This window comes from Luteibacter sp. (assembly GCF_051958795.1).
Lineage (GTDB): Bacteria > Pseudomonadota > Gammaproteobacteria > Xanthomonadales > Rhodanobacteraceae > Luteibacter.
The window spans coordinates 1-10,384 of record NZ_JBQCFT010000324.1; the positions used below are offsets into that span (position 1 = coordinate 1).

Below are 10,384 nucleotides of genomic sequence, written 5' to 3' on the forward strand. Positions count from 1 at the left end.
GTCATGGCGGTAGGTGGCCTGTGGCTGGTCCGCCAGCAACCGGACGACTATGCCTCGCTGGCGCACCTCGACCTGCCCATGCTGGCGGCGACGTTCGCCATCGCCATCACCGCCACGCTGGTCGCTGGCCTGCTGCCTGCATGGCGTGCGTGCCAGGTCACTCCCGCCCTGCAGCTGAAGAGTTCGTGATGCTGGATATCCGACCCATTCTTTCGACGCTCAAGCGCCACAAGGTCACCGCGATCCTGCTGGTGCTGGAAATCGCGCTGACGTGCGCCATCGTCTGCAATGCCGTGTTCCTGGTGCGCCAGCGGCTCGACTGGATGGCCATGCCCAGCGGCATCGACGAGGCCAACGTGGTTGAGGTGCGGCCGGTCAACATCGGCTCGACGCCGGCCATGCATGCGCGTGTGGATGAAGCCCTGAACGCCCTGCGGCAGATCCCCGGGGTGGAGCACGCGGCCCTGGCCAATGAGATCCCCTTCGGTGGCGAGTCCTGGAACGACGGCATCAAGCTGGACCCGGACGTGGTCGCGCCCGCCATGCATGTCACGGCGTTCTACGGCGACAACCTTATCGATGCGTTTGGCTTGCAGTTGCTCAAGGGGCGCAACTTCGCGTCCGACGAGTACGCGTGGCTCGATGACATCACCAGCGGACGAAAGGACGTGGTGATCCCGCACGTGGTCATCATCACGCGGTTCATGGAAGACCGGTTGTTCCACGGCAACGCGCTGGGCAAGACGCTTTACTACGGCGGCGAACCGATGCGGGTTGTTGGCGTGGTACGCGACGTGGCGCGGCCCAGTATCGCGGACCGTTCACTCACCTATGGCAGCATGATCCTGCCCGTTCACATGAGCGAAGGCCTCGGTGCGACCTACGTGATGCGCACGGCGCCCGGCCAGTCCGATGCGGTCCTGAAGGCGGCAGCTGCGAAGCTTCGCGAGCTCGACCCGAACCGGGTGATCCAGCGCAAGCGACATTACAGCGAGGTGCGCGCCGCTTTCTTCGCCAGCGACCGTGCCATGGCGGGCCTGCTCGTCGGGGTGTGCATCGCGCTGCTTATCGTGACCGCCCTGGGGATCGTGGGCCTGGGCAGCTTCTGGGTGGCGCAGCGGCGCCGGCAGATCGGCGTGCGCCGCGCGCTGGGTGCGACGCGCAGCGATGTCCTGCGTTACTTCCAGACCGAGAACTTCCTTCTCGCCACCATGGGCATCGTCCTCGGCATGGTGCTCGCCTATGGCATCAACATCGTGCTGATGGTGTTCTACGAACTGCCGCGGTTGCCGCCGCATTACCTGCCGCTCGGGGCTATCGCCCTCTGGCTGCTGGGCCAGGCCGCCGTGTATGCCCCTGCGCGACGTGCATCGTGCGTACCACCTGTCGAGGCCACGCGTGGGAACTGAGTTCGCGTATTACCTGGAAATGGCGGTCCGTAGCCTGCGACGGAACCCCATGCTCACCGCCCTGATGATCCTCGCCGTGGCCCTGGGCATTGGCGCCTGCATGACGACGCTGACGGCGTTGCACGTGCTGAGTGGTGATCCGCTCCCCGGCAAGAGCGGCAGCATCTACATGCCGCGCATCGATCCAACAGCCCTCGAGTCCGGCAATGATCCGCTGCCGCCGGATGAGGTGACCTGGATCGACGGCATGGCCATGCTGCACGCGCGCCGGGCGACGTACCAGGCGCTGATGGTTGGCGGGCTGGGTACCATCCGCCCGGAGGATCCGGCCATCGATCCGTTCATGGCGCCCGCGCGTTACACGACCGCCGATTTCTTCCCGATGTTCGACGTGCCGTTCCGCTTCGGTGGGGACTGGAATGCGGTGGACGATGAACGGCGTGCCCGTGTGGCCGTCATCAGCGACACGCTCAACCAGCGGTTGTTCGCCGGTGCGAATAGTGTTGGACGGTCGATCCATGTGAACGACGCTACGTTCCGCATCATCGGTGTCCTCGCCCCGTGGCGCCCCGTGCCGCATTTCTACGACACGAACACCGGTGATTACACCACGGCCGAAGACATCTTCGTGCCGCTCGGTGCCGCGCGAGACACACAGCTACCACGCGACGGCGGCATCTCGTGTTGGGGCCAGGGGAGTGGGCAGGAGGAGCAGATGGAATCGGCATCATGCGTCTGGCTACAGTTCTGGGTGCAGCTCGATACCCCGGCAGCAGTCAACGCCTACCAGTCGTTCCTCGATGGTTACGTCCGCGAGCAGCACGCGTCGGGTCGCTTCGAACGCCAGACGCCGGCATCGCTGACGAGCGTGCCTGCGTTCCTGGACGAGAAGAAGGTCGTACCCGACGACGTGCGCCTGCAGTTCTGGCTGGCCGTATCCTTTTTTGCCGTATGCCTCGTGAACACCGTGGGGCTGATGCTCGCGAAGTTCCTGCGCCGTGCGGGTGAACTTGGCGTGCGCCGCGCACTCGGCGCGTCGCGGCGGGACATCTTCGCGCAGCTCGTGGTCGAGGCCGGGATCATCGGTTTCGTCGGCGGGCTCGTCGGCCTCGGCTTCGCCTGGATCGGCCTGATGCTCATACGTATCAATCCCGACCACAGCGCGCAGCTCGCCCACCTGGACCTCACCATGCTGGTGACGACCTTCCTCCTCTCGGTCGCGGCGGCCATGCTGGCCGGGCTGTTTCCCGCGTGGCGCGCCTGCCAGGTGCCGCCGGGCCTCCACCTGAAGAGCCAGTGACATGCGCCTGGATATCGCCCCCATCCTCGCGGCGCTTGGCCGCCACCGGATCACGGCCACCCTGCTCGTGCTGCAGATCGGCCTGACCTGCGCGATCGTCTGCAATGCGCTGTTCCTCGTGAACGACAGGCTCCGCTGGATCGATACCCCCAGTGGTGTCGAGGAAGACCGACTCGCGAACATCGACCTTTCGTCGCCCGGGAAGAACGTGGATATCCACGCGCGCACCGAGGCGGACCTGGCCATCCTCCGCGCCGTGCCCGGCGTGGAGGGCGCGGAAGCGGTCAATTCCGTTCCCTTCGGCTCGCGCTCCTGGAGCACCAATGTCCGGCTTTCATCCGATGAGAAGCAGCCACGGGCCAGTGTCGCGGAGTATTACGGCAAGGGCGTCGGTGAACTCTTCGGAGCGAAACTGCTGGAGGGGCGCTGGCTGCGGCCGGATGAATACCAGTGGGTCGATGACGTAGTCGCCAAGAAGGCCGAGGCGGCCCACGTGATCGTGGTCACCGCCGCCGTGGCGCGCCGGTTGTTCCCTGGCAAGGATGCGTGGGGCCAGGTCCACTATATGCATGGCGCGGATTACCGGATCGTGGGCGTGGTGGCCCAGCTCGCACGTGCCTCCGGCATGCGCGACAACGTCGACGAGGTCATCCTCACCCCGTGGCGCATGCTGCCGACTTACGGCGCCGGCTACGTGATAAGGACGGCGCCCGGCAAGGCGGGCGAGGTGCTCGAAGCGGCCGCAGCGGCGCTGAAGAAGCAGGATCCGCGACGCGTCATCCTGGAGAAGGTGACCTTCCGTGAGATCCGCGAGCGCTTCTTTGCGAGCGACCGTTCGCTCATGGCCATGCTGATCGGTGCCTGCGTGGTGCTGCTCGCGGTCACGGCCCTTGGCATCGTCGGCCTTGCCAGCTTCTGGGTGGCGCAAAGGCGTCGGCAGATCGGCGTGCGTCGCGCGCTCGGTGCGACGCGTGGCGACGTGCTGCGCTACTTCCAGACCGAGAACTTCCTCCTGGCCAGCATGGGCATCGGACTCGGGATGGTGCTCGCCTACGGCATGAACCTCGTGCTGATGCTGCATTACGAGATCCCGCGACTCCCGCTGGCCTACCTGCCCGCCGGGGCGCTGACCCTCTGGCTGCTGGGCCAGGCCGCCGTGCTCGCCCCGGCCCTGCGCGCGGCCGCGGTCTCGCCCGTGGAGGCTACCCGTGGCTAGAATGGGGGTTGCAACCTTTTCCGGGGGAGATGCATCCATGACGGCATGCAAAGGGACAAGATGCGCTGCGTACTGATCATTGACGACAACCCCGCCGTGGGCGAGGCGCTGTCGCTCGCGCTGAGCCTGCGCGATATCCGGCCGCTGGTGGCCCTCACGCCCGAAGACGGGCTGGCCACGCTCGCGCGCGAGCGCGTCGACGTCGTGATCCAGGATATGAACTTCACCGCCGACACCACGTCCGGTGAAGAGGGTGCGGCGTTGTTCAAGGCCATCCGGGCCCGCCACACCGACCTGCCGGTCATCCTGCTTACGGCCTGGACCCATCTGGAAGCGGCGGTCGAACTGGTGAAGGCCGGCGCGGCCGACTATCTCGCCAAGCCCTGGGACGACACCAAGCTGCTTGCGACGGTCGAGAACCTGCTTGAGCTTTCCGAGACCACGCGCGAGGTCACCCGGGCGCGTAACGAGCGCCGACGCCGACGCGAGGCGCTGGAAAGCAAATACGAGCTCGATGGCCTGGTGTTCGCTTCCGAGGCCATGAGCCGCACGGTCGAGCTGGCCTGCCAGGTCGCGCGTTCCGACGTGCCCGTGCTCATCACCGGCCCGAACGGTGCGGGCAAGGAGCGTATTGCCGCCATCGTCCACGCGAATTCGCCGGTCCGCCGTGGCCCGTTCATCGCGGTGAACTGCGGCGCCTTGCCTGGCGACCTCATCGAAGCCGAGCTGTTCGGTGCCGATGCCGGCGCCTACACCGGTGCGAACAAGGCCCGTGAGGGCCGTTTCGAGTTGGCCGATGGTGGCACGCTGTTCCTCGATGAAAACGGCAACCTGCCGCTGCCGGGGCAGATGAAGCTCCTGCGCGTGCTGGAGACCGGCCAGTTCGAACGGCTCGGCTCGGGGCGCACCCGCCAGGTCAAGGTGCGCGTCGTCAGCGCGACCAACGCGGACCTGAAGGCGATGATTGCCGCCGGGACGTTCCGCGAGGATCTCTACTACCGCCTCAACGTCATCGACGTGAACCTGCCGCCGCTCTCGGAGCGTTGCGACGATATCCTTCCGCTGGCCGAGTTCTTCCTGGATGGGAAGGCCGAGCTGAGTGAGGATGCGCGCGAGGCGCTGCTTGCGCATGCGTGGCCGGGCAACGTCCGTGAACTGAAGAACGCCATGGCGCGCGCCGCGCTGCTGGCGGCGGGTGGCCGCATCGAGCCTTCGCACCTCAACCTGCCCATGCCCACCGCTTCCACCAACCGCAACCTGGATGAACCCAGCCGCGAATCGGTCGAAGCGGCGCTGGCCACGGCCGGCGGTGTCGTCAGCCGTGCCGCGAGCAGCCTGGGCCTCTCGCGCCAGGCGCTATACCGGCGCATGGAGCGCTACGGGCTCGCGGTCTGATACGTTCCATGCCATGAAGCGCTTCTCGCTTGAAGGTCGGATGGCCATCGTCGTCGCTGCCTCGGCGGTGATGGGAGCGCTCGTCTTCGCGGGCGTCGCGATCTGGCCCTTTCCGCAGGCGGTCGCCTGGCTCGACGAACTGGCGAAGAACCCCGGCCACGCCGTCGTGCCGGGGCCGTCGGAGCCGGTGGATACACGCACGGCGCTCATCATCTGCTTCCTCCTCCTTGTGCCCCTCTCCGCGTGGATGGCGCATGTGCTGGTGGAACCGATTCGCCGGCTCATGCGCGCGCTGGAAAGCGCCGTGGCCAGTTACCGCGACGGCGACTACAGCATGTCCATCGGCACCGACCGCATGGACGAGCTCGGTGACCTGATCCGCATGCACAACCAGCTCGGCACGATCCTGCGCGAACAGCGGCAGAACCTGGCCCAGCGTGAGCTCCTGCTGGATACCGTCGTGCAGAACACGCCAGTGGCGCTGGTGTTGACCGACGCTTCGGGCAAGGTCACCTACGCCAACATCGCCGCGCGCCATCTCTTCAACGAGGGCAGGGCGCTCGCGGGGCTCGATTTCGCCAGCGTGCTCGCGGCGATGCCGGAGAACCTGCGCGTCGCGGCGGCGGCGGGCGAGGATGCGCTGTTCACCGTGGAGATGGAGGGTAGCGAGGAGACCTTCCATCTTTCGCAGCGCGGGTTCCGCCTGCAGGGGCGGCCGCATCGCCTGCAACTGTACCGGCGCATGACCCGGGAGCTCTCGCGCCAGGAAGTGCACACGTGGAAACGCGTGATCCGCGTCATCAGCCACGAACTCAACAATTCACTGGCGCCGATCTCCTCGCTCTCGCACTCCGGTGCCGAGCTGGCGCGGCGCGGTGACCTCGAACGTCTTCCGGGTGTGTTCGCCTCGATCGGCGATCGTGCGAAGCACCTGCACGGGTTTATCTCCGGCTACGCCAGCTTCGCCAAGCTCCCCGCACCGCAGGCACGTGAGATCGCCTGGGAGCCGTTCCTCGAGGCCCTTGGCCTGCACGCGCGCTTCGAACTCAGTGCGCCGCCGCCCAAGCAGCCGGGCTGGTTCGATCCCACCCAGATCGAGCAGGTGCTGATCAACCTGATCAAGAACGCCCACGAGGCGGGTGGCGATGAGAAGGACGTGACCGTGGGTGTCCATATCGTGGGGCGTGACTGCCTTATCGATGTGTCCGACCGCGGCCCCGGCATGAGCGAGACGGTCCTCGCCCAGGCGCTGTTGCCGTTCTATTCGACCAAGCGCTCCGGTACGGGGCTGGGCCTTGCCCTGGCCCGCGAAATTTCGGAAGCCCATGGCGGCCGCATTGCGCTGGCGAATCGCGAAGGCGGTGGCCTGCGCGTGACCCTGGTGCTCCCAGCCGGCCCGCACTGATTCGCTTCGCCTATACTCCGGTTGAATTCACGCCGAAGGGAGTAGGGCACCATGGGAAGCATCGTCGCGCTGGTCGTGATCGTCGTCGCGGTCATCGTCCTGGCCAAGTTGATCCGCATCGTGCCCCAGGGCTACGAATGGACCGTGGAAATGTTCGGCAAGTACACGGGCACGCTGACGCCCGGCCTGCATTTCCTCATCCCGTTCGTCTACAACATCGGGCGCAAGATGAACATGATGGAGCAGGTGCTCGATGTTCCCTCGCAGGACGTGATCACCAAGGACAACGCCGTCGTCCGCGTGGATGGCGTGGTGTTCTACCAGGTGCTCGACGCGGCCAAGGCGGCGTACGAGGTCGCGAATCTCGAGATGGCCGCGCTCGCGCTCATCATGACCAACATCCGCACCGTGCTCGGCTCCATGGACCTGGACGAAAGCCTGAGCCAGCGCGATGCCATCAACGCCAAGCTGCTCACCGTCATCGACGAGGCCACGCACCCCTGGGGCGTGAAGGTCACCCGCATCGAGATCAAGGACATCTCGCCGCCGCGCGACCTCGTGGACGCGATGGCCCGGCAGATGAAGGCCGAGCGCGAGAAGCGCGCCAACATCCTCGATGCCGAGGGCTTCCGCCAGGCCGCGATCCTCAAGGCCGATGGCGAAAAGCAGTCGGCGATCCTCGAGGCCGAGGGCAAGAAGGAAGCGGCTTTCCGCGAGGCCGAAGCGCGCGAGCGCCTGGCCGAGGCGGAAGCGAAGGCCACCACGATGGTCTCCGGCGCCATCGCCAGCGGCGATGTCAACGCACTGAATTACTTCGTCGCCACCAAGTACGTCGAGGCGCTGGTGGAGATGGCCAAGAGCCCGAACCAGAAGACCTTGCTGCTGCCGATGGAATCGGTGGGCATCCTGGGTTCGCTGGCCGGCATTGCTGAACTAGCGAAAGATTCGCTCACCAGCCAGCGCGTGCAGGCACCGCAGGTCGGCCCGCAGCCGCCGCGCACGCCACCGCTGGCGCGCTGAGCCACCATGGGGGAGGTCGCCATGCATTACATCTGGTGGATCGTGGCATTGCTGCTGATCGGCGGCGAAGTGATCATGCCCGGCTATTTCATGCTGTGGATCGGCATCGCCGCCGCGGCCATGGGTATCGTGCTGTTCGCAGTCCCCGAATTGGGCCCGCTCACGCAGGCCGTGCTGTTCGCGGCCTTCACCTTCGTTTCCTGTTTCGCGTACTGGAAGTTCGTGCGGCCGCGGATCGCCCGCGTGCCTTCGGGCAACGAGCGCCTGAACCGCCGGGGCGAGCAGTTGATCGGCCAGCGCTTCACGCTGTGCGATGCCATCGTCAATGGGCGCGGCAAGGCGAAAGTGGGCGATGGCATGTGGCTGGTGAACGGCCCCGATCTTCCCCTGGGCGCTACGGTCGAGGTGACCGGGATCGAGGGCACCACGCTAAGGGTCAAGGCGGTGGAGGTTGGCTGACATCCCGCCGATGGCGGTGCCGGTGAGCTTCGCCACCACGGCGATCAACACCCGCATCGCCTTCCTCACCGAACTGGCGCGGCGCCTGCACCAGTACGGCACCACCGCGCCCCGCCTGGAAACGGCGATCGCGCGGTCCGCGCAGCGTATCGGCCTCTCGGCCGAGGTGTGGTCCAGCCCCACGGCGATCATCGTCTCGTTCGCCGACCTGGGGCAGGGTGAGGACGGCGTGGCGCAGGTGACCCAGGTCATGCGCCTGCCTCCCGGCGACGTGAACCTGGCCCGCCTTGTCGAGGCCGACCGCATCGCGGACGCGGTGATCGACGGCCAGATGGAATTGCGCGAAGGGTTCCACCTGCTCCGCAAGCTTGGCGCGCCGGAGACCTTCCGCGCGGAGCTGGGCGTGATCGCCAGTTATGGGCTTTGCGCCGCCAGCGTCGTGGCGCTGCTGCTGCACAGCGCGTGGCCCGACCTGGTCACGGCCGGCATCATCGGGGTGGTCATCGGCTGCATCACCGTCGCCTCGGGGAGCCGCCCGCGCCTCGCCGCGGCCAGCGAGGCGATCAGCGCCATGGTTGCCACGGCGATCGCTACCGTGGTCGCCGCTTACATCGTCCCGCTGGCGCTGAAGTCGGTCATCCTGGGCAGCCTCATCGTGCTGCTGCCCGGCATGGCACTCACCACGGCCGTCCGCGAGATCTCCAGCCAGCACCTCGTTGCGGGCGTCGCCCGCATGGGCGGCGCGGTGGCCACCCTGCTGAAACTCACCTTCGGCACCGTCGCAGCGACGCAGATCTGCGAGGCGCTCGGCATCGTGCCGCACGATTACGCCCTCCCGCCGCTGCCGGGCTGGGCGGACTGGCCTTCGCTCGTCCTCGGCGCGTTCTCGTTCGCGATCCTTTTCCGCGCGGCCCGGCGCGACTGGCTGGTCGTCATGGGCGCGGTCATCCTGGGCTACCTCGCCACGCGCTGGGGCGGCCAGATCTCCGGTTCGCTGCCCGGCGCCCCGTTCGGCGTGTTTATCGGCGGCGTGCTGCTGGGCTCGCTAAGCAACGTGTATGCCCGCTTCGCGCAGCAGCCCGGCGCGGTGGTGCGCGAGCCCGGCATCATCCTGCTGGTGCCCGGGTCGGTGAGCTTCCGCAGCGTGTCGTTCCTGCTCGACCACGATACGTCGCTGGGCATGGACACGGGCCTGCTCGGCGTCACCCTGCTGGTCTCCCTCGTGGCCGGCCTGCTGTTCGGCGACCTGATCGTCGCCCCCCGCCGCTCCCTCTAACTGCGCCACCCACTTGTGGGAGCGCGCTTGCGCGCGATGGGTGCTCGCGGCAGACCCCATCGCGCGCAAGCGCGCTCGCACATGAAACAAAAAAAGCCCCCGAATTAACCGGGGGCCTTTTTCGTTGCTGCGGATTATTATCAGGCCAGCAGATCGCTTTCTTTCTTGCCAGCCTTGAGTGCCTCATTAAACCAGCGCGGGCGCTTGCCACGACCCGACCAGGTCTGTTCCGGATCGGTCGGATTGCGATATTTGGCGGCGACCGTGGTGCCAACACGCCGCGACTTGGGCGCGCGGACGCCGAAGACATCGTCAAATGTGAGCCCTTCTTCCTTGATCATCGCGTTGATTTTCTCGCGAAGCCTCGTGACCTTTTCCTTCTGCAGCTCGCCCTGGCGGGACTGGGCCTTGGCGATCAGCTCGGTGAGCTGGGTGTGGTTGAGGTTCTTGATATCGACGGCCATGGCATCCTCCCGGGGGTTGGTATTGACGGACCATTAGGTAATGGCCATTGCCCGGCATTGTGGCGCAATAAATGTGTTTATGGGAGTGGTTTGATTATCTTTTATCTAATATCAGAAAAAACCTACACGGGAATAGGGTAATCGCCCTCATTAATTGTGAGGCTTTTCTGAAAACTTGCGACGGCATCGCCTGATCTGTTCGGTCGGGCTCGCCTTCGGCCTCGCGCTATGCAATCGGTTCATTCGCTGGCGCGAATGCATGTGTTGAGCGGCTGACGCCGCCTTGCGCTCGGACGTCTCCGGAAAGAGGCCTTGGGGCCCTGAGGTGGTCTAATCTTTCTGGACACCCCACGGGGATTCACGGCCAGAACGAGGTGAACCATGGGACGCAAGGACATTACGCAGGCGCAGCGGGACGAGGCGGTACATCTGATCCTGGC

General features: G+C 66.2%; 9 protein-coding genes and 1 pseudogene. 9 read left to right on the forward strand and 1 reads right to left on the reverse strand.

The features are described 5' to 3' along the window. From ACTHLF_RS16800 to ACTHLF_RS16840, 9 genes and pseudogenes are all read left to right on the forward strand, one after another. A pseudogene (locus tag ACTHLF_RS16800) lies at window positions 1–189 on the forward strand (ABC transporter permease); the annotation flags it as partial. Continuing rightward, window positions 189–1,409: an ABC transporter permease gene (locus ACTHLF_RS16805; protein ID WP_440328740.1), complete on the forward strand. Its 1,221-nt coding sequence runs from the start codon at window positions 189–191 to the stop codon at window positions 1,407–1,409. The pseudogene ACTHLF_RS16800 and the gene ACTHLF_RS16805, both read left to right, overlap by 1 nt. Beyond that, window positions 1,399–2,709 carry an ABC transporter permease gene (locus tag ACTHLF_RS16810; RefSeq protein ID WP_440328741.1) on the forward strand — a complete coding sequence of 437 codons (1,311 nt, stop codon included), beginning with the start codon at window positions 1,399–1,401 and terminating at the stop codon, window positions 2,707–2,709. Before ACTHLF_RS16805 ends, ACTHLF_RS16810 begins: the two co-directional genes overlap by 11 nt. A gap of 1 nt (window position 2,710) precedes the next feature. Beyond that, entirely contained in the window at window positions 2,711–3,925 is a 1,215-nt protein-coding gene (locus ACTHLF_RS16815) for an ABC transporter permease (protein WP_440328743.1), read from the forward strand. 60 nt (window positions 3,926–3,985) lie between these two features. Next, complete coding sequence (locus ACTHLF_RS16820) at window positions 3,986–5,320, forward strand: sigma-54-dependent transcriptional regulator (protein WP_440328753.1); 1,335 nt, start codon at window positions 3,986–3,988, stop codon at window positions 5,318–5,320. Between the two features lie 13 nt (window positions 5,321–5,333). Beyond that, window positions 5,334–6,725 (forward strand): sensor histidine kinase, encoded by a 1,392-nt coding sequence (locus tag ACTHLF_RS16825; protein WP_440328745.1) that lies wholly within the window; start codon window positions 5,334–5,336, stop codon window positions 6,723–6,725. A 51-nt stretch (window positions 6,726–6,776) separates the two neighbouring features. Then, a complete protein-coding gene (locus tag ACTHLF_RS16830) occupies window positions 6,777–7,745 on the forward strand; it encodes an SPFH domain-containing protein (RefSeq protein WP_440328747.1) in 969 nt (322 codons plus the stop codon). Window positions 7,746–7,766: 21 nt separating this feature from the next. Further along, a complete protein-coding gene (locus ACTHLF_RS16835) occupies window positions 7,767–8,204 on the forward strand; it encodes an NfeD family protein (protein ID WP_440328749.1) in 438 nt (145 codons plus the stop codon). A 10-nt stretch (window positions 8,205–8,214) separates the two neighbouring features. Next, window positions 8,215–9,480 carry a threonine/serine ThrE exporter family protein gene (locus ACTHLF_RS16840; protein WP_440328755.1) on the forward strand — a complete coding sequence of 422 codons (1,266 nt, stop codon included), beginning with the start codon at window positions 8,215–8,217 and terminating at the stop codon, window positions 9,478–9,480. Window positions 9,481–9,620: 140 nt separating this feature from the next. Here the strand turns inward: ACTHLF_RS16840 and ACTHLF_RS16845 are convergent, their stop codons facing one another. Then, entirely contained in the window at window positions 9,621–9,944 is a 324-nt protein-coding gene (locus ACTHLF_RS16845; RefSeq protein WP_440328751.1) for an H-NS histone family protein, read from the reverse strand. Window positions 9,945–10,384: the final 440 nt, after the last annotated feature.

Bases quoted from the DNA above. Each gene is read 5' to 3' on its own strand.
- ACTHLF_RS16830 (WP_440328747.1), top strand. From the start codon at position 6,777: ATGGGAAGCATCGTCGCGCTGGTCGTGATCGTCGTCGCGGTCATCGTC.
- ACTHLF_RS16820 (WP_440328753.1), top strand. From the start codon at position 3,986: ATGCGCTGCGTACTGATCATTGACGACAACCCCGCCGTGGGCGAGGCG.
- ACTHLF_RS16815 (WP_440328743.1), top strand. From the start codon at position 2,711: ATGCGCCTGGATATCGCCCCCATCCTCGCGGCGCTTGGCCGCCACCGG.
- ACTHLF_RS16825 (WP_440328745.1), top strand. From the start codon at position 5,334: ATGAAGCGCTTCTCGCTTGAAGGTCGGATGGCCATCGTCGTCGCTGCC.
- ACTHLF_RS16805 (WP_440328740.1), top strand. From the start codon at position 189: ATGCTGGATATCCGACCCATTCTTTCGACGCTCAAGCGCCACAAGGTC.
- ACTHLF_RS16835 (WP_440328749.1), top strand. From the start codon at position 7,767: ATGCATTACATCTGGTGGATCGTGGCATTGCTGCTGATCGGCGGCGAA.
- ACTHLF_RS16840 (WP_440328755.1), top strand. From the start codon at position 8,215: ATGGCGGTGCCGGTGAGCTTCGCCACCACGGCGATCAACACCCGCATC.
- ACTHLF_RS16845 (WP_440328751.1), bottom strand. From the start codon at position 9,944: ATGGCCGTCGATATCAAGAACCTCAACCACACCCAGCTCACCGAGCTG.